Annotated in this window: 15 protein-coding genes and 1 riboswitch; of the genes, 6 read left to right on the top strand and 9 right to left on the bottom strand. The window is 35.8% G+C overall.

Annotated features, from left to right (window positions below):
• The first annotated feature begins 105 nt into the window (after window positions 1–105).
• Window positions 106–1,341, top strand: a complete 1,236-nt coding sequence (locus tag CBF30_RS00270) for an MFS transporter (protein ID WP_126821621.1) — start codon at window positions 106–108, stop codon at window positions 1,339–1,341.
• 69 nt (window positions 1,342–1,410) lie between these two features.
• Here the strand turns inward: CBF30_RS00270 and CBF30_RS00265 are convergent, their stop codons facing one another.
• The 3 genes from CBF30_RS00265 to CBF30_RS00255 form a co-directional block, all read right to left on the bottom strand.
• The gene (locus tag CBF30_RS00265) at window positions 1,411–2,571 is read right to left on the bottom strand and encodes a SulP family inorganic anion transporter (RefSeq protein ID WP_126821620.1); all 1,161 of its coding nucleotides are present in this window, start codon (window positions 2,569–2,571) and stop codon (window positions 1,411–1,413) included.
• Window positions 2,572–2,869: 298 nt separating this feature from the next.
• Window positions 2,870–3,847 (bottom strand): Gfo/Idh/MocA family protein, encoded by a 978-nt coding sequence (locus CBF30_RS00260; protein WP_126821619.1) that lies wholly within the window; start codon window positions 3,845–3,847, stop codon window positions 2,870–2,872.
• 191 nt (window positions 3,848–4,038) lie between these two features.
• A complete protein-coding gene (locus tag CBF30_RS00255) occupies window positions 4,039–5,223 on the bottom strand; it encodes a NupC/NupG family nucleoside CNT transporter (protein ID WP_126821618.1) in 1,185 nt (394 codons plus the stop codon).
• Between the two features lie 265 nt (window positions 5,224–5,488).
• On the opposite strand from CBF30_RS00255, the gene CBF30_RS00250 reads away from it, so the two are divergent.
• Window positions 5,489–6,223 (top strand): cyclase family protein, encoded by a 735-nt coding sequence (locus CBF30_RS00250; protein WP_126821617.1) that lies wholly within the window; start codon window positions 5,489–5,491, stop codon window positions 6,221–6,223.
• A 74-nt stretch (window positions 6,224–6,297) separates the two neighbouring features.
• Here CBF30_RS00250 and CBF30_RS00245 read toward each other — a convergent pair whose 3' ends face one another.
• The gene (locus CBF30_RS00245) at window positions 6,298–6,660 is read right to left on the bottom strand and encodes a hypothetical protein (RefSeq protein ID WP_148112251.1); all 363 of its coding nucleotides are present in this window, start codon (window positions 6,658–6,660) and stop codon (window positions 6,298–6,300) included.
• A gap of 309 nt (window positions 6,661–6,969) precedes the next feature.
• On the opposite strand from CBF30_RS00245, the gene CBF30_RS00240 reads away from it, so the two are divergent.
• Complete coding sequence (locus tag CBF30_RS00240; RefSeq protein ID WP_126821615.1) at window positions 6,970–7,626, top strand: Crp/Fnr family transcriptional regulator; 657 nt, start codon at window positions 6,970–6,972, stop codon at window positions 7,624–7,626.
• Between the two features lie 179 nt (window positions 7,627–7,805).
• Here the strand turns inward: CBF30_RS00240 and arcC are convergent, their stop codons facing one another.
• Genes arcC through ptcA form a run of 4 tightly spaced genes read right to left on the bottom strand, consistent with a single transcriptional unit; the run spans window position 7,806 to window position 12,292 of the window.
• Complete coding sequence (gene arcC / locus CBF30_RS00235; protein WP_126821614.1) at window positions 7,806–8,738, bottom strand: carbamate kinase; 933 nt, start codon at window positions 8,736–8,738, stop codon at window positions 7,806–7,808.
• A 15-nt stretch (window positions 8,739–8,753) separates the two neighbouring features.
• Window positions 8,754–9,854 carry an agmatine deiminase gene (gene aguA / locus CBF30_RS00230; protein ID WP_126821613.1) on the bottom strand — a complete coding sequence of 367 codons (1,101 nt, stop codon included), beginning with the start codon at window positions 9,852–9,854 and terminating at the stop codon, window positions 8,754–8,756.
• Between the two features lie 12 nt (window positions 9,855–9,866).
• The gene (locus CBF30_RS00225; protein ID WP_126821612.1) at window positions 9,867–11,219 is read right to left on the bottom strand and encodes an APC family permease; all 1,353 of its coding nucleotides are present in this window, start codon (window positions 11,217–11,219) and stop codon (window positions 9,867–9,869) included.
• 50 nt (window positions 11,220–11,269) lie between these two features.
• Window positions 11,270–12,292 (bottom strand): putrescine carbamoyltransferase, encoded by a 1,023-nt coding sequence (gene ptcA, locus CBF30_RS00220; protein ID WP_126821611.1) that lies wholly within the window; start codon window positions 12,290–12,292, stop codon window positions 11,270–11,272.
• Between the two features lie 330 nt (window positions 12,293–12,622).
• Here ptcA and CBF30_RS00215 point away from each other — a divergent pair, with 330 nt between their 5' ends.
• From CBF30_RS00215 to CBF30_RS00205, 3 genes are all read left to right on the top strand, one after another.
• Window positions 12,623–13,597 (top strand): helix-turn-helix domain-containing protein, encoded by a 975-nt coding sequence (locus tag CBF30_RS00215; RefSeq protein ID WP_126821610.1) that lies wholly within the window; start codon window positions 12,623–12,625, stop codon window positions 13,595–13,597.
• 83 nt (window positions 13,598–13,680) lie between these two features.
• A riboswitch (PreQ1 riboswitch) is annotated at window positions 13,681–13,725 on the top strand.
• Window positions 13,726–13,751: 26 nt separating this feature from the next.
• A complete protein-coding gene (locus tag CBF30_RS00210; protein ID WP_126821609.1) occupies window positions 13,752–14,747 on the top strand; it encodes a nucleoside hydrolase in 996 nt (331 codons plus the stop codon).
• Entirely contained in the window at window positions 14,740–15,276 is a 537-nt protein-coding gene (locus CBF30_RS00205) for an ECF transporter S component (protein ID WP_126821608.1), read from the top strand. The genes CBF30_RS00210 and CBF30_RS00205 overlap by 8 nt, the downstream gene beginning before the upstream one ends.
• A gap of 79 nt (window positions 15,277–15,355) precedes the next feature.
• Here the strand turns inward: CBF30_RS00205 and CBF30_RS00200 are convergent, their stop codons facing one another.
• Complete coding sequence (locus CBF30_RS00200; RefSeq protein WP_126821607.1) at window positions 15,356–16,492, bottom strand: family 20 glycosylhydrolase; 1,137 nt, start codon at window positions 16,490–16,492, stop codon at window positions 15,356–15,358.
• Window positions 16,493–16,565 lie beyond the last annotated feature (73 nt).

The raw sequence follows: 16,565 nt of genomic DNA, 5'->3' as shown, positions 1-16,565 counted from the left end.
GTAACATAATCAGGCAAAACAATTTGTATTCTAGTCTGATATTTAGGACCTTTTTTTCTTTTTAAAAAATCTTTTGCTACTCTGTAAAAAAAGGAGGTCATTCTTATGCTTCATTTGCTAAAAAAATATCCCTTGTATCGTCAATTGATCGTTAACAATATGTGTTCAAAAATTGGGGATTCCATCTATTACATTGCTTTACTAACATTTGCCCACCAATTTAAACAGGCAAATCTGGCAATCACACTTGTCTCTTGCTCAGAAATACTCCCACATATGTTTGCTTTAGTCATCGGTAGTTATGCCGATTTATCCCCTCACAAAATTTCCAAAAGTCTATGGACAAGTTTCTTGCGTGGGCTGATCTACTTGACTGTTGGCATCTTAATTGGTTTTTCGCCCTCTTTGCTTTTGCTTTGCTGTATTTGTTTCCTCAATATTCTTTCTGATAGTCTTGGTTCTTTTTCAAATAGTGCCCTAACGCCATTTGTTCCACATATTGTCAAACCAAATGATTTGGAACACGCACAAGGATTAAACGGTGCCATCCAGACTTTAATCAGCACGTTGGCTTTTTTTCTAGGCTCAGTTTTAATCGGAATTTTTTCTTTTAGAAATTTAGCCTGGATCAACAGTGCCACTTTCTTTGGTTGTTTCTTTTTACTATTTTTGATTCGACATCCGCTCCAAAACATAGAAGAAAAAAATTTGCCCGTTACACAAAATCACGGTATCTTCCCTATCATCCAGCAAATAAAAATAGCGGTAAAAAGTTTATATCACAAGAAAGAACTTTTTTATGCGCTACTCTTATTCTCTCTATTAAATGGCATACTTGCGGTAACCACCCCTATTTTAAGTATGTATTTCACGCAATACCCCAACCAACAACTCTACAATTTTAGTTTAAGTATTGCACTAATCGAAGGAGTTATTGCCTTATTTAGTATCGGGGGCAGCCTTATGTCAACTAGATTATTTAAAAAAACTGCTTTACTTTTCCTTTGTTGCATTAGTTTTATTGCTTGCTTTTTTTATTTATTTGCCTTTCTTTTCAATCATTTATTTTGGGGAATCTTTTTTCTGGCATTACTCGCGTTACTATCTGGAATCTGCACGACTAAGCTGACTTCTTTTTTATTATCTAAGCTTCCATCAAGTCAACTAGGGACAATTATGGGGGCAACCAATATGTTACTTATGCTCGTACCAACGGTTACAACGATTATTTTTACTAGCTTAGCCAGTGGCATTTCTTTAACTTTCTGTTTCTATGCTATGTTGCTATTTTGTCTTAGTTCTCTTTTACTCGCTGTCATTTGTTTGCGGTTCTTCAAATAGAAAAAAACGTGAAACAAAAGCAATGAATCTTTTGTTTCACGTTTTTAATTTAGTAAAAAAAATGTCACATCAAGTTTTTTTAAAAAACCAATTTATGGCAAAATGGAGCGCAACCCCTACCAGAATTCCAATAGCCAAATTATGCGTGACCACAACTAAGATGGTCGTTACAAGCAGCACCACACTATCCCGTAAGCTGTTTTCTCTCATAAACCGAAAACTATCAAATGAAAAAGTATTGAGGGCAACCACCATCATAATTCCAATTAGAGCTGGTGTCGGAATTTGCAACAAAATACCTGGAGCAAGCAGAACCATAAATAACAAACTCAAACCTGTTACCAAAGTTGAGACTCGTGTTCTCCCGCCAGACGTTACATTAATAATGGCTTGTCCAATCATGGCACAACCAGCTTGTCCACCGAATAGGCTTGAAAAGGTATTGCCAATCCCTTGACCGATCACTTCTTGTTTTGGGTTGCTACTTGTTGCAGTCATTTCATCAATAATTGGCTGTGTTAATAGCGACTCTAATAATCCTACTAAGGCAAGTGCACAAGCATAAGGTAAAATAGTGATAATAGTATCCAAGGTAGCTGGAACTTGAGGAAAGCCAAACTCAAACAAATTTCCTTTTAGACCTCCTAAATCGCCAATTGTTTGAACGTGAACACCCATCGTGCTACTAAAAAGAGTCATGCCGACAATGACAAATAGGCCAGCTGGAACTTGAGTCGTCCATTTAGGCAATAAATACATCATGAAAATTGCAATTGCTACCATGAAATATGACGCAATATTTTTCCCTACTAATTGTTGCGCCTGAGAAATAAAAATAATAATTGCTAGAGAATTGACAAATCCTTTCATCACAGACTCCGGCACATATCGCACCAACTTATGGATTCCAAAAATGCCGAGTAAAACTTGGATTACGCCTGTAAATAAACTAGCTGCGACCATATATTCTAAGCCATGATTTTTAATTAATGAAGCCATAACCAGGGCCATTGATCCTGCAGCAGCACTAACCATAGCAGGCCTTCCTCCCACAAAACTAAGTACTATCACTAGGATAATTGAGGCAGCAATCGCTTTTAGTGGGGGGATTCCCGCAATAATAGCAAATCCTACCACTTCTGGAATGAGCGCAACAGATGTGACCATTCCTGCTAGACTATCTCTCCTAAAGACAACGCCAAAATTTTCTTTTTTTATCTTGCTTAACAAGTACTGTATACCCCTTTCAAATTTTAGAACTTTTTCCAGTATACCTCAAAAAATTGAAAAAACCCACTAGTTCATCAATCAAAGTGGTTAGCAACTACCACTTTGCACAAATGAAACAATCAATTGACAAATCATGCCAACATCCTAAAAAAATTGGAGCAATCTCGTTCTTTTAAAGGATATTATGAAGCTAATGCCACCTCTCTATTCATTTAGAAAATTAAAAACAAAACGATTTTACTACAAATTGTAGCTGAAATCGTTTTGTATATCAGTCTAACCGTTCACAAATCGTTCTTTACGCTTGTTCAAATGGATAAATTAACCCCCACTCATTTCGAACATTGTCCATTGTATGCAGCACATCCAATGTGTAGCTCAAAGAATGCTCATATTCCCCCTGTTCCACTAGTTCCTGCATATCTTTTACTTCATACTCTAACGCACGATGCGTCTCCCCGACTTCAATGATTTCTTTTTTTCCGTTTTTTGTAAAAGTCACACTAGCTGATTCTGCTCGAGGATAGTTTAGCACTTCAACATAGCCCTTTGTACCGGAAATTAACGCTCTTTTAGGTTGCTTGGCTTGCATTGTAAGAGTGATCACTGCCATTTCTTGTTGAAAGTTTTTCATCGTAATGATTGATTGCTCATCAACGCCTGTTTCAAAATAATTCACCATTGTGGCTAGATTCACTGGCTGACTTGACATAAAGTAACGACTAAATGCCAGTGCATAGACCCCTATATCTAGAAGCGCTCCTCCTGCAAGCGATTTATTAAAAAAACGATTTTCAAGATTATATTCTTTATGGCTCCCAAAATTAATTTGAAGCATTTTGACCTGTCCAATCAAGCCTTCCTCTATTTTTTTTTGTAACAACTTAAATAGCGGCATATGATAAATAGTCATAGCTTCCATGACAACAAGCTTCTTCTTTTTCGCAAGATCTGAAACTTCTTTTGCCTGTTTGGCGTTCACAGTTAGAACCTTTTCACAAAGTACATGTTTTCCAGCCTCTAGTGCTTTTTTTATATAAAAATAATGAGAATTATGAGGTGTGGCTATATAGATAATGTCAATTTTAGGATCCTCCATTATTTCTTCTACCGACTCAAAAGCATTTTTGACCCCATTTTCACGGCAAAAATTTTGAGCTTTTTCTAAGGTAGTACTTAACACACCATACACTTCGCCATTGACTTTTTGTATCGCTTGTGTCATTTCTTTAGCAATTGTTCCTGCACCAATCATTGCCCAACAATATTTTTTCATTTTTATCTTCCTTTCATTCCAAACTGGAACAGTGTTATTTAGATAAAATTAGCCGCTATTCACTTCATCTATGCTCTTATTAAAAGTTTACCACTTTCGCTTTTATTGTTCTAGTTTGAGTCATTACAAAAAAGAGAAACCTGCGACATAACTTTTGAGTTATGCCCCTGATTCCTCTTTTCTTAAAACTTCTATCTAAATACGATTCCGACAACTGCAGCCGAAAGCAAGCTGACTAAAGTTGCCCCCCAAAGCAAACGCAAACCAAATTTTGCTACTACTTTCCCTTGCGCCTTATCTAGACCATTCACTGCACCTGAAATAATCCCAATTGAAGAAAAGTTAGCGAAAGATACTAAAAAGACTGAAACAATGGCTGTTGTTTTTGCAGTGAAAGCAAAATGTCCATTATGTAGGGTTGTCATTGCCACAAACTCATTGGATACCATTTTGGTTGCCATAATGCTTCCCGCATCCACTGACTGATCCAATGGAATTCCCATTAAAATGGCAAATGGAGCGAATACATACCCTAACAATTCCTGGAATGAAATCCCCAAGATACTTGTAAAAATCCCATTAATCATTGCAATCAAGGCTACAAATCCAATCAACATCGCAGCGACCGTAATCGCCACGTTAAACCCATCCATAATATACTCTCCAACCATTTCAAAAAACGATTGCTTATGTTCTTCCACCACTTCAAGAATATCTTCTTCCTCATCTAATTCATAAGGATTGATAATAGAAGTAATAATAAACCCACCAAACAAATTCAAGACAATCGCTGTCACGACATATTTAGGCTCTAAGAGTTGCATATAAGCGCCCACGATTGACATCGAAACAGTTGACATTGCCGATGCACACAATGTATAAAGACGTTTTTCAGTCAATGCTCCCAATTGCTTTTTCACTGAGATAAATACTTCTGATTGTCCTAATATAATAGAGGCCACAGCGTTATAGGATTCCAACTTTCCCATACCGTTAATTTTGCTCAAAACAAGGCCTATGTATTTAATAATAAAAGGCAAAATACGAAAATATTGCAAAATACCAATCAAAACCGAAATAAATACAATAGGCATTAGTACACTGATAAAAAAGGTCGTTGCTCCTTTATTTACCAAGCCACCAAATACAAATTCTACTCCTTCATTTGCATAGGACAAAATTTTGCCAAAACCATCTGCAATCCAAGTGATCAGATGATTGCCCACTGTCGTATTCAGCAAAATGTACCCCAAAACAAATTCAACTACTAGCAGTTTTATAACTGGGACAATTTTGATTAATTTTCGATTACTACTCGTAAAATATGCTAGTCCTAAAAAAATAATGATTCCTAAAATCCCCATAACAATACTCATAAATTCCTCCTAAAAATATTTTTCCAAATAAAAATAATTCGAAAAAAGTTTGTAAATTTTCTGTAAATAAATTCTCACTTTGCCCATTCTACCACAAAAAACTTCTGTGTTAAAAATTTTTTCTAGAAAACAGCAAAAATAAGTAATGAAATTTGGCCCTATCTTTTTAAAATTGCCAGATTAAAGAAAACATAAGTGAAAAATTCAGAATTTTCCCGCATTTTGTTTGTTTTTTTGTTAAAATAAATAAAAAGGAGGCATAATAATGGAACTAACAACGATTTTCCAAGAATTGAAGAAACACAGATGGGTTAATCTAAGTCATGGGATTCATGAGAATATCCCACACTTTTCTGCTTTCAAACCGTTAAAAGAGAAAACACTTTTCACACTAGAACAAGATGGCTTCTTTGCCAAGGAGTATACCCTTGCAACTCAGTATGGAACACACATAGATGCACCAATCCATTTTGCAAAACAAAAAAGATACCTGCAAGAGTTAGACCTAAAAGAGCTCTTATTGCCACTTTATGTCATCCATAAAGAAAAAGAAGTTCAAGCTAATCCTGATTACGAAGTGAGCTTACAAGATATTTTAGATTTTGAAGCCACTCACGGAACGCTGCCTGAAGATGCTTTTGTCGCTTTTTCAAGCGGTTGGTCCAAACGCTGGGATAGTAAAGAAAATTTTTATAATCTCGATGCTGATGACAATGCACATACACCAGGCTGGAGTTTGGAAGCCTTAAACTATCTATGTGAAACAAGAAATATTACGGCAATTGGTCATGAAACACTTGATACAGATAGTTCGAAGCAGTTTCGGAAGAACAATGCTTTACTTGCAGAGCTTTATATTTTAAGTCAAGATAAGTATCAAGTAGAAGTATTAAAAAACCTAGACATCCTTCCTGCAACAGGTGCCTATATTTCGATTAGTTTCCCTAATATTTTAGATGCACCTGGGTTTCCTGTTCGCGCGATTGCATATTTACCTTAAACAAAGAGGATTAGCTATCAATCTGCTAATCCTCCTTGTTAATTAAATTTATAGAGTCTCCTACAAGTGTGATGCTAAAAAGAAATATTCATCACTTTATATACATTTTCCATTTTTTGTTTTTTTAGTTCTTTTTGGAAATTTTCACTACTCATATTGGATTTTTCCACTTTTTGACTATCACTTGCACTATAATAGAATGAATGTTTTGCTTGTGGAACTAAAATTCTTGCTACGTATTGATTGTTTTGGTCTTTATATACTTCCAAATCAATATCGTCCAAAGCAATTTTTTTATCTGGATTCAATTGTTTATTAACATCTGCTAAGACTTGATTAGCAATTGTTTGTGCTTTTTCATCTGCTTGCTTTTTGCCACAACCACTAAATAAGCTTACCACACCAACGATCATCATTACCCACATCATTTTTTTCATGATTTCCATCCCACTTTCTCTTGATCCCTACTGCTAATTAAAAGCAGTTACTTTAAAACCATAACTTTTTTAAAAGAGGTGATTTAGAATAAATAAGATAATTAAAAGTATTTATTGTCTCTTTTAGAAAAAACCAAAACTGGCATTCATAGTTTTAAAGTAGCCACATTCATAAATGTTATGAACAAGTGTAGTATAAAAAAAAAAAACATTCCTTACTTCCACGATTGATAGTACCAAATGTTAACAAAATGTTTTATAATTATTAGATACTAACATTCTTACATTGATAACTAAGGAGACCCACTTATGGATACTGAATTTTTGGTTTCATTTTTACAACAAAAAAATACATGTCTAATCGAAAAGAAAAGACATACCTATTTAACCTATCATGGATTAAAAGATCAGTATGTTTATGTATTAAACGAAGGTATTATTAAAACAAGTATCATTTTAAAAGATGGGCGAGAATTTAATATTTCATATATTGCAGAACCAGATATCATTTCACTGTTGCATGATGAGGTTTCACAGTTTACGTCTTCACCTTTTAATGTCCGAATCGAATCAGAAGTGGCAACTTTTTACCGAATTCCCCGTGTCATGTTTTGGGAATCTGTCAATCAAACACCAGAACTACAGACCTATGTCAAAAATTACTATCGTAAAAAACTGTCTGAAAGTCTGTACAGACAAAAAAATATGATTATGAATAATAAAAAAGGAGCTGTCTGTGCTTTTTTATATAGCTTAATTGAAATCTTTGGCAAACCTAGTCCGGATGGTCTTTTGCTTGACTTTTCGATAACCAACGAAGATATTGCCGGATTTTGTGGCATTTCTACACGAAATAGTGTCAACCGCATTATCCATAATCTAAAAGAAGAAAAAGTTATCAAAATTGTCAAACAAAGGATTCTTATTTTAAATCCTGCTTACCTGTATGATTTTATTAATCAATAAAAAAGCCTGAAAACATAACTCAAACGTTACGTTTCAGACTCTTGGTAGCCAAATCAACGCTGAAAACAAAAGCAAGGGCTTCTCAAATAAGCGGATTGTCAAAAAAATGGAAGAAAGATTCTTGCGAAGTTCTTATTTCTCGAAGTTAACTATCACTATCCCCCCCTTATCAACTGACTCTAATCACAAATCACTGTCCCACTTGCACCCGACATTGCAAGTGGGGCTTTTTCAAGTGACGCGATGACTGCTTTTCTTCCTTTTTTACTTTTAGCAAAAGCAAGGGCCGCCTTGACTTTGGGTAGCATACTCCCTGGAGCAAAATGCCCTTCTCTCATATATTTTTCTCCCTGCTGAGCGTTCATTTCTACTATCTCTGTTTGATCCTTTGTACCGTAATTGAGCAATACTCTATCTACAGCAGTTAAAATAAAGAAGTAATCAGCTTCTACTAATTCTGCTAATTTGGCCGACGCAAAGTCTTTATCAATCACTGCTTCAACCCCACAATACGTTTGAGAACTTTTTTTGATAACAGGTATTCCTCCGCCTCCACAAGCAATGACAATAAACTCATTGTCTAGCAAATTGAGTATAGAATCTTTTTCTACAATATCAAGTGGCAGTGGCGAAGCGACATATTTACGAAAGCCTCGACCTGCATCCTCTTTCATCACCAAGTGTTTATCTTTTGCCATCAACCGATGTGCTTGTTCCTTTGAATAAAAATTGCCAATTGGTTTGGACGGAGTGCTAAACGCTTCGTCTGCTGCGTCGACTTCAACCTGAGTGATAACAGTTGCAACATGCCAAGGCATTCCCCTACGATGCAACTCTTCTAAAATTCCTTTTTGCAAATGATACCCGATGTATCCTTGACTCATAGCAGTACATTCAGGAAGAAAATAGGCTGTACTTTCCCCATCTGCTGATGCATTCAGCTTCTTTTCAATATAGCCAACTTGTGGTCCATTTCCATGACTTAAAATAATTTCATGACCTTGACTGATTAAATCTACCAGTGAAGGAACGGCCTCTGCAATTTTTTTCTCTTGTTCTTGTGGCGTATTGCCAAGTGCATTTCCTCCTAAAGCAATCACGATTCGTGCCATTTTACCCCTCTTTTCTTACTCTTTACTTGGTTGTTGTTGCGTAATACAGTGAATGTTTCCTCCACCATAAACGATTTCAACTGTATCCACTCCAATAACGGTTTTTTCTGGGAAAAACCCTTTTATTTGTTCTAATGCGAGTGCATCATTTTCATCCCCGTATTGAGGAACAACCACACCGTCATTAGTGATTAAAAAATTCATATAAGAAGCAATACAGACATCACCCTCTTCACGCGGTTGTGTTCCTTCTACTGAATCAATTGCAAAACTTTTTTGAATCGTAATAGTTTCTTGGGGACAACACAGCTTTTGAACTTTGAGCCTTCGTCCTTTAGCATCGACCATTTGACATAAAGCTTTATAAGACGATTGCGCTACCTCATAAAAAGGACTTTCCTGATCTTCCGTATAGATACACGCCACTTCACCGGGTCTAACAAAACAAGCAACATCATCGATATGTCCATTCGTTTCCTCAGGATCAATGCCCTCAGCTAACCACAGAACCTTTTGACAGTTTAGATACTCACAAAGCTTTGCTTCAATCTCTTTTTTATTCAGCTTAGGATTTCGTCCTTCACTAAGCAAGCACATCTCTGTAGTCAAAACCGTTCCTTCTCCATCTACATGAAAAGAGCCCCCCTCTAAAACAAAGTCTTCGGTACGATAAGAATCAATCGTTTCAAGCTCACAAACTTTTTGGGCAATTAAATCATCCTGATCCCAAGGGAAATATAAACCATCGAACAGTCCTCCCCAAGCGTTGAACGTCCAGTCGCATGCTCTTATCTCACCTGTTTGATTTTTGACAAATGTGGGACCACAATCACGCATCCATGCATCATTATTACTCATTTCCACAACACGAATGTCTGCTTTTAACATCATGCGACAATGGGGATATTGCGCTTTTGAAACCAGCATCGTAACTGGAGTAAACTGGCTAATTGCCTTTGCAACATTGGCAAAAGCAACTTGAGCTGGTTTTGCACCATTGCGCCAGTTATCTGGTCTCTCTGGCCAAATCATCCAAACTTTTTCTTGTTTTGAATACTCAGCGGGCATAAAATACCCATCTTGTTTTGGGGTTGTCTGCATTATTCTTTGGGCCATTTTTATTCCTCCTCAATCTTTTTTTAATAAGATAAATCCTTCGCCAATCAAAACACAAATAATGGTTCCAATCGTAACGGGTAGCTTTTCTTTCAACGTAGCTGTATCAAACTGTAATGGCAACGCGGTAAAAATTAGTGCGATAATCAACATAATCATGGGGACAATGACTAATATCTTTAGCCACCAATCCTTGCCTACAACACGAAACGGTCGATAAACATCTGATTCTTTTTTTCTCAGTGTGTAAAAAGCAGGTAACACCGGTAAATATGATAATAAAAATGTAACCAAGTTTAATGAAAAAAATGACCAGAACAAGTCTTTATTTGGTAACAAAGGCGAAAGAACCACTACTATTGTTGCAACAATTCCATTCATCATGGCCGCTCCAGTGGGCATTTGATTCTTTGCACTTCTTTTTCCAAAAAAACGAGGCATATCGTTATTTTCAGCTGCGTAGCAGGCCGTATTGTTGACCCCCATCGACCATGAAATCATATTTCCAAAAAGAGTAAGTAAAAAGAGGAAAGCCGAAATTTTTATGAATATTCCTGTTTTTGAATGGAGTAATAATTGAAGACTATCAATCAACCCACTGCTTACACTGATATTTTCTGTTGGAATCGCAACGCCAATACCAAAGGCGGAGAAGATGTAGATTCCAGCGATGACAAGTCCTCCAATGATAATCGCTTGTGGAATTTGTTTTTTAGGATTTTCCATTTCCTCAGAGAATGTACAAATCACTTCAAATCCGAGCAAATTAAAAATAATGACTGAGATAAAAGACAAACTTCTTAGGTCAAAAGTTGGTAATAATGTTTTAATCGTATACTCGTTTGCCATGCCCTGGGTAACTGCGACATAAATTCCCAAAATCCCCACAGAAACAGCCAAAAAGATTTTGATTACTGCTGCCCCATTTAAAATCCAAAGATTGTCAGAGATTGGATAAAAGCTAATCCAAATCACAACCCATATAAACAGTAATGACAATAAAAGATTACTAATTGCGCCTCCTGTGTAACCAGTCACAAGTTTAATTAGTTCTGGACACATGACTGCAAGTGAAGCAAGCCACAGTGGGTAATTAATCCAGTAATACCAAGATACTCTAGCACCCCACTTGTGACCGTATGCTTTGGTCACCCAATCATAAATCCCGCCATCACTAGGATAAGTCGTTCCAAGTTCTGAGGATATTAACCCATAAGGAACTAAAAATGTTACAAGTAAAAAAATCCACCAAAAAAACTGAGAAGGACCAATTGCAGCAACTGGCGCTGCCGCCTCTGCTACAAAAACAACACAAATAACGGATAATATCGCACTAAATAAACTGAATTTTTTCTTGCTTTTCATTTTGCAGGCTTCCTTTCTTCAACAAAATGTTTTTGTTGTAACATAAGCCATTATAATGGTTTGTTAAGTAAGACTTCCAAAGCCGCTTTTGCATGTGCTTGCTCTTTTAAAGCCGCCTGATTTTGAACAATACTTTTCTCGTTTAAATAAACAAGCAAACCGCGAATAGAGGTTAACCGGTTTTCAGCTTCGTCAAACACTAGGGAATATTCTGCATCAATCACTTCATTTTCAACTTCTTCCCCTCGACTAGCTGGTAAACAATGCATAAATTTACAATGAGGAGATGCTTTGCTCATCATTTTTTGAGTAACTTGGTATTTCGGATAGAAAATTTTCATCCTCTCTTCCTCAGACAATTCTGCATCATATAGCCCATACCAGACATCTGTATATACAAAATCTGCCTGCTGAAGTGCTTCTTCTTCATCTTCTGTCAGGAGAAATTTTGCACCCGTCTTTTCACAATTTTTGCGTATTTTATTTTGATGCTCTTCCGTTAATTGATAGCCTCTAGGGCCAAATTGAACGAAGTCCATTCCCATTTTGGTTGTTATCAAGGCTAATGAAAAGCATACTTGAGTAGCGTCCCCTACAAAGACTACTTTGCAATCTTCTAATTTTTTATCAACTGGTAGGTGTTCAATCATGGTACACAAGTCTCCCAATTCTTGCGTTGGGTGATTGTAGTCGGACATCCCATTGATAACAGGAATAGAAGAATGTTTTGCCAAGTCTGCCACACTTTGATGGCGATCTACGCGGGCCATCAGTAAATCGACTAATCTAGAAAGAACAGCACTTGTGTCTTCAATTGTTTCATGCCCACCAAGCTGAATTTGACCTGGTGCTAAGTACTGAGCATGACCACCTAGTTGTGTCATAGCTGTTTCAAACGATACTCGTGTCCGTGTTGAGGATTGCTGAAAGATCATCCCCAGTGATTTATTTTTAAGCAATTGAGGATAGTACCCTGATTTGATACACTGTTTAATCTGCAAAGATAGTTGAACAATTTCTAAAAGTTCCTTCTTTGTAAAGTTTTCTGTCGTAATAAAATTGGTTACACTCATTTCTTTTACCTCCATCATATGAATTATTTCATCATCTTAGTCTCCAAGTTTAGATCGTGCCTATCTAAAATAGAGTAAATAATGTTGATAGGCTCATTATAGAAAACGCTTTCTTAGTTTTCTATAAACTTCAAGATGGATTTTTCATCAACTTGCTGTCAAACTCTTAATGAATAGAAAGTTTAGAAAAGTTTAGATGCCTGATTCAGTCCATGTTTATCCCTGAAAAAAGTTTAAAATTGAAGTTTAGTCTTAGAATCATTTCAATTGATTTACCAATTTGTTATGATTAGCTTATAAACTAAAGGTTGATTATTAGGAGCTGATTTTATGGAAGTCTTTGTATTTATCTACAATATTGGTCTTTTATTACTTCTTTGTGTAACCGTTACCATTTGTGGCGTTTGCTTTTTAAAAACCCAAAAAAAAATTTTTTTATTACTACTAAACCTTTTTTTATTCTTTATACTTGATAATATCGTGATTTATATGACCGAGTTTATTCATTGGTTTGCTTCTTCTTATAATCAGAATTTTATGACTGCTCCAACCTTTAAAACCCTCATTTCAGTTGCAACCGTATATCTTTACTATGCAATACTAGCAGAATTTTTGCATACTCCTCTATCCAAACAAATCTATTTTGTCTTGACACTTCTCACACTTTATCTTTTGTGTATCCCCGTACTTTCTTTTGGTGCGCTCAAAGTTTGGTTATACTATTTCCCCATGCAACTATTCTTATTTGTTCTCAGCCTTTTAGGACTAAAAAATCTAAAACAAAAAAAAAGCGAATTTTCCTCCGCTCAAATGAAAAGATGCAAACGAATTTTGCTTATTTCTCTTCTTTTTTCTATTTTTATTACAATTGAAGATTCAATCGTAATCTTCAATATAGATGTTTATAGCAACTTATTAGTTCGAATTCAAAATAGGAATTTTTCAGAAGATTTCCTTTCTATTTTTTATGCTGGTTACAGTCTAATTTATTGCGGACAGTATTGTCTCAACTTTCCAACAAATAATCAAGCAAAAGCAATTGCAAAAGTTGAACCTAATACAGGAGATATAGAAAAAGAATTTATCCACAGCTTTTGTAAGCATTTTGCACTCACACTGCGTGAACAAGAAATTTTCATTCTTTTAGTTGAAAGGAAAAGTAATCAAGAAATAGCGGATGCACTCTACATTTCCATTGGTACAGTCAAAACACACGTACACAATATTTATCAAAAATTATCCATCACCAAACGCTCTCAGCTAAGTGAAGTCATTCGAAACTACCAAACCTTGTCTTCACTATAATCAAATGAGTGTATTTTGTCTTTTTTATTCCTATCAATTGCGCTATACTTTAATTGTGCATTTATACAAATCAAATGGAAACATTTGGACTGGTTCGAGAACTTCCCAGGATAAAAAACCAAGAATCTCACTTTTAACAAAAGGAGGTAGGAGAATGAATGTCAAAAAAAAAGTCATTATTGATTGTGATCCCGGCATTGATGATTGTTTAGCGTTACTTTTAGCACTAAAATCACCTGAATTAGATATACTTGGCATCACAATTGTCTGTGGAAATGTCCCGACAGAACTCGGTGCAAAAAATGCCTTAAAAGTTTTAAAACGAGAAAATCGTTTAGATATTCCTGTTTATTTGGGTGCAAGTAAACCTTTAAAGCGTACCTATATTAGTGCACAGGATACTCATGGACAAGATGGACTGGGAGAAAGCTTTTTGCCAGATGTCCAAGATATTGCTCCACAAACGACAAGTGCCGTTGATTTTTTAAATGAAACATTTAGTAACCAAAAGCACGTCTCAATTATTGCGCTTGGTCCACTGACCAATATCGCACAAGCGTTGCAGGAAAATCCCAATGCTTGGAATAATATTGAGGATTTTGTTTCTATGGGTGGTACATTTAAAAGTCATGGAAACTGCTCACCAGTCGCAGAATATAACTATTGGTGTGACCCCGATGCCGCGTGTTATGTGTTTGAGCATCTAGCCGTTCCGGTAAAAATGGTTGGGCTTGATGTCACAAGAAAAATCGTATTAACACCCAATATTTTAGAATACATGCAACAGCTCGATCCAGAAACTGGCGGGTTCATTGCAAAAATCACACGATTTTATTTTGATTTCCACTGGACACATGAACAAGTCATTGGTTGTGTCATCAATGACCCACTAGCCGTCGCCTATTTTCTTTGTCCAGATTTGTCCAGCGGTTTTCCTGCATATACAACAGTTGCTACGAATGGCGTTGCGATTGGACAAACTATTGTGGATGAAAAAAATATTTGGAACAAAAAAACAAATAGTTTAATCTTAACAAAAGTTGATTCTTTTCTTTTCATGGAAATGTTTTTAAACCGAGTGATGAATGCACAAACTCAAAACACTCAGACTGTGTTAAAACAAATCATGAATGGAGAATTTGATGAATAAAAGAATAAAACCCATCCTCCTTGTATGGGTTGCGCTGGGAATTTCACTCAATTTTATTGGTGGGAATCTCGCTTTAGTCTTACGCTTACCTGTCTATCTAGATACAATTGGAACCATTTTAGTTGGCTCATTGCTAGGTCCGATTGGTGGGCTTGTTACTGGGAGTTTAAGCGGTTTGTTGACAGGAATTACAACAGATCTTTTTTCTTTGTATTATTTGCCTGTTCAAATGGTAATTGGCTTGCTTTCAGGACTATTGCTAAAAAGTGGTCATCCCCTAAGTAAACAAAACATTTGGTGGATTACTTTACTTGTTTCCCTTCCTGGTACAATCTGTGCTACGCTCATTACGTTTTGTTTATTCCACGGAATTACGTCTTCGGGCTCTAGTATTTTTGTGCAGCTATTGACGGGATTTGGTTTCAACCAAGGTTGGGCAATTTTTAGTGTTCAGTTGCTAACAGATTATATAGATCGTTTCATTGCGATTATGCTTGTTTTTTTCCTACAAAAAACAAGCATAAAATAGCTGGAAGAAAGTGGAACCTCTCACTTTCTTCCAGCTGTTTTTTCAATCAAGTTGGTCTCGCTATTAAAATAAAAAATCCTCAGTCTTTACTTGTAACTAATTGAAAATACTGATTAATATATGGTTTTGTCCCTTGCACTATTTTTTCTTCTGAGAGTGGGCTACTTTCTTCACTCCAGATACTAATTGAACTACCAATCAAATAATGACTTGAAGCAATATTATTCTCTTGATACGTCGAATCAGCACCATCCCAATCTTGTAATTGCCAATTTTCTTTAAAGAAATTTAGGCTTTGCTTAGAGGAATAGTTTGGAAGGGTTCTTTTAGACGGTACCAAGTATAAATAGTAGCTATTATAATTGAGTACTTTTATTTTATTTTTTAATAAATCGGGTAAACTTGCCCGCTCTTTTCTTAATTGCCTGACCTCTTTTGGATTTTGTTTATCCCCATCATAACTCCAATAAGTGACTTCAACCGAATGATTTAACTGCTTAATCTCTTCTTTTAGCAGTCCATCGTTCCACAGTCGGAGGATTTTTTTATTTTTTTTAGCCCACTTTGCCATCTGATTGACATAATGAATATACTGTTGGTTGTTAGCGTCTACCGCCACAAATTCATCTCCTCCCATATGAAAATATGGACTTTTGGGAAACTGTTTTACTACTTCTTGATATAAGGATTGAATAAATAAAACATTCTCTTTTTTTATATAATCGATTTGGTTAACTGTATACGCTTGTCTCAGGCTTTCTCGTTTTTTTTCACCATATTTATTTTTGACTAATTGAAGGATTGCTTTTGCATGAGCTGGTGTATCGATTTCTGGAATCAAGTGAACTTGCTTCTTTTTTGCGTAGCTCTCTAACTCTTCTATCTGTTTGTATGATAAAAACTTTCTGTTCGTCTGAACATTCAAATATGCACCATTTTTTGTGCGAATAGCGTGTTTCGTCGTCTGCCCCAAAAGTTTACTCTCTAAGGCATAATTTTCATCATCCGAGAGATGCAATTGTAAAAAGGTGCCCTTGTTTTGATGAATAATGTCAATATATTCTTTGATTGTTGAAACCGAATAATATCGTCTAGCAACATCTAGCGTTAATCCCGATTGTTTTTCACTCGCTAGGGTGACTTTATTTTTAGCAAATAAACAAAGAATACCCAAACAAAAAAAACATATTTTTTTAAAATTTTTCCTCTTCTCCAATTATTTCCTCCACTTCTTACCTTTAAAGATTAGACAAAAAAGAAGTTCACTTTTTCCATATTCCAAAGCTAAA

Source organism: Vagococcus entomophilus, assembly GCF_003987595.1.
Lineage (GTDB): Bacteria > Bacillota > Bacilli > Lactobacillales > Vagococcaceae > Vagococcus_E > Vagococcus_E entomophilus.
The sequence above is the reverse complement of the archived record's forward strand: the minus strand, read 5'-3'. Positions and strand labels throughout refer to the sequence as shown.

Bases quoted from the DNA above. Each gene is read 5' to 3' on its own strand.
- CBF30_RS00270 (WP_126821621.1), top strand. From the start codon at position 106: ATGCTTCATTTGCTAAAAAAATATCCCTTGTATCGTCAATTGATCGTT.
- CBF30_RS00260 (WP_126821619.1), bottom strand. From the start codon at position 3,847: ATGAAAAAATATTGTTGGGCAATGATTGGTGCAGGAACAATTGCTAAA.
- CBF30_RS00255 (WP_126821618.1), bottom strand. From the start codon at position 5,223: ATGAGTATTGTTATGGGGATTTTAGGAATCATTATTTTTTTAGGACTA.
- CBF30_RS00250 (WP_126821617.1), top strand. From the start codon at position 5,489: ATGGAACTAACAACGATTTTCCAAGAATTGAAGAAACACAGATGGGTT.
- CBF30_RS00245 (WP_148112251.1), bottom strand. From the start codon at position 6,660: ATGAAAAAAATGATGTGGGTAATGATGATCGTTGGTGTGGTAAGCTTA.
- CBF30_RS00240 (WP_126821615.1), top strand. From the start codon at position 6,970: ATGGATACTGAATTTTTGGTTTCATTTTTACAACAAAAAAATACATGT.
- arcC (WP_126821614.1), bottom strand. From the start codon at position 8,738: ATGGCACGAATCGTGATTGCTTTAGGAGGAAATGCACTTGGCAATACG.
- aguA (WP_126821613.1), bottom strand. From the start codon at position 9,854: ATGGCCCAAAGAATAATGCAGACAACCCCAAAACAAGATGGGTATTTT.
- CBF30_RS00225 (WP_126821612.1), bottom strand. From the start codon at position 11,219: ATGAAAAGCAAGAAAAAATTCAGTTTATTTAGTGCGATATTATCCGTT.
- ptcA (WP_126821611.1), bottom strand. From the start codon at position 12,292: ATGAGTGTAACCAATTTTATTACGACAGAAAACTTTACAAAGAAGGAA.
- CBF30_RS00215 (WP_126821610.1), top strand. From the start codon at position 12,623: ATGGAAGTCTTTGTATTTATCTACAATATTGGTCTTTTATTACTTCTT.
- CBF30_RS00210 (WP_126821609.1), top strand. From the start codon at position 13,752: ATGAATGTCAAAAAAAAAGTCATTATTGATTGTGATCCCGGCATTGAT.
- CBF30_RS00205 (WP_126821608.1), top strand. From the start codon at position 14,740: ATGAATAAAAGAATAAAACCCATCCTCCTTGTATGGGTTGCGCTGGGA.